Below are 1,130 nucleotides of genomic sequence, written 5' to 3'. Positions count from 1 at the left end.
GGACACAAACAAACCGACATCAACGAACTGCTGCCTTGGAATTACGCCAAACCCGTGTGACCAGCGCACCGCTTACAGTTGAACGAAAGAGAGCAGCAAAACGCGTCCAAACGGCAGAAGGAAGTTCGCGAGCACCTGGATAAGGCCTTTCAGATCGACCGTAGTTTTTTGACAGGAAGCTACGCCCGTTGGACCAAGTCCAAACCACTCAAAGATGTCGATATCTTCTTTGTTCTTGGAAAGGACGAGAACCACTATCGAGAGAAACACCCTGACGAGATACTGACCGCGTTCTACGACACGTTGGTTGACGTTTATGGAAGCAGCGCCGTCAAGAAACAGGGACGCTCCGTAGGTGTAGATTTCGGTGTTGTTGTCGATTCAGACGACAACACAGACTACCGGGTTGTAAGCGTGGATGCCGTGCCCGCATTCGCAAACGGAGACGACTACGAGATCCCAAACAACACAACCGGGAAGTGGATGGGAACAAATCCGGAAATCCACGCGCAGAAGGCTGTTGCGGCCCATCAAGCCTATGGCAATGAGTGGAAGGGCCTAGTGCGCATGGTGAAGTACTGGAACCAAAACAGCCGCCATGGAGAAAAACCAATCAAGCCATCCTTTCTAATCGAGGTAATGGCGATGGAGTGCCTACATGGTGGTTGGGGCGGCTCACACGATCGCGAAGTCCAAGCGTTTTTCGCTACGCTGCGCGACCGAATTCACGAGGATTGGCCAGATCCGGCCGGGCTCGGGTCTCCTGTCAGCGATCGAATGGACGCGGCGATGGTAAAACGCGCCCAGACAATTCTGGAACAGGCAAACCGCGACATCGCTGCCACAATCCACTTGGCGCGCCAGGGCAAGAACGGAGACGCTCTGAAAGCGTGGCGCGCTTTCTTCGGGCCAAAATTCCCGCTGTCTTAGAAGGAAAAACCAATGGCTGAATGGTCGCTATCACAGCTTCTATCGTCGTTGCACGAGGATATTCAGCATCGGCTGTCAACAGCGCGGAAGGGTGTTGTCACGTTAACTCGCCGAATTTGCAAGTGGCAAGCTGTTCGTTGATCAAGCGGCCTGTGCCGCGGATTTCCACGCCTCGAATGCTTCGAGCCGATGGTAGCGGA

1 protein-coding gene is annotated in these 1,130 nt (G+C 54.1%); it reads left to right on the top strand.

The window, feature by feature from the left end:
• Positions 1 to 78: 78 nt before the first annotated feature.
• Complete coding sequence (locus ACGYLQ_RS20885) at positions 79 to 930, top strand: CBASS oligonucleotide cyclase (RefSeq protein WP_394444694.1); 852 nt, start codon at positions 79 to 81, stop codon at positions 928 to 930.
• Positions 931 to 1,130 lie beyond the last annotated feature (200 nt).

The sequence above is a fragment of the Sulfitobacter sp. 1A12779 genome (assembly GCF_043557315.1).
Classification (GTDB): Bacteria; Pseudomonadota; Alphaproteobacteria; order Rhodobacterales; family Rhodobacteraceae; genus Sulfitobacter; species Sulfitobacter faviae.
This window is presented reverse-complemented; position numbering and strand designations above follow the sequence as displayed.